This is a genomic window from Paenibacillus xylaniclasticus, assembly GCF_004001065.1.
GTDB classification, from domain to species: domain Bacteria; phylum Bacillota; class Bacilli; order Paenibacillales; family Paenibacillaceae; genus Paenibacillus_T; species Paenibacillus_T xylaniclasticus.
Map to the genome: position 1 here is coordinate 1 of NZ_BIML01000095.1, position 731 is coordinate 731.

Sequence of the window (731 nt, forward strand, 5' to 3'; positions counted from 1 at the left end):
CCCGTCCCCTCAGGCATCCTCCCATCTAGCTCCGGTGCATCAGACTTTCTAATCAGCCCCAGATTCTCGAAGATTTCTCGTATCGTGGTCCCGCTTGGGATAAAGCCGTCCATACCTACTAGGGCCAGTGCATCTCCGAAGCCGCGGATCTCCATATCTAACAACTTCTCCATGCTGTTCTTAAAAGCCTGCGTGATCAGATTATCTGATAAGCCTTCGAACAGACTGCGGCCCCCTCTTGTAAAAGCAGATAAAGTTTTCGCGCCGAGTCCAATATCCTTTGCCAAACTCAGCCCTTTAAGACCCGGAATAGCAATCTCGAGAACCTTCTCGACCGCGAAGCCGATCATTTCTGCCTTATGGTTCGCGTCGGCATTCATGAACTCCGTCTTGATCTCGATGAAGGCTTCTTTAATATTTGAAAGCATTGCCTCCGCTTTGTCCGGCAAGCTTAGGATGTCGTCTTTGATCTTCTCGAACGGATCTTCATTCATGAAGACGTCGATCGCATACCCTTCTATCGTCAATACGATCTGCGGAATTATTAACGGCAGCTCGATCACCAGCTTGAGGACGCCGCCTATCGTATCCACGAGTCCTTTAAGCACGCCGTACAGAAAGTACTGTTCAATTGAATTCTTGCCGCTTGCGATCGCCATGTCTCGAAGGTAATCCAGTCCTTGGTTCACGGCCGCCATCGCCTGGTCAATGAATTCGCACATCGCAGATGT

At 49.9% G+C, this 731-nt stretch carries 1 protein-coding gene; it reads right to left on the bottom strand.

Going from position 1 to position 731, the window contains the following annotated elements:
• A partial coding sequence (locus PXY01_RS22505; protein ID WP_164744559.1) for a hypothetical protein occupies positions 1 to 731 on the bottom strand: 731 nt, incomplete at both ends.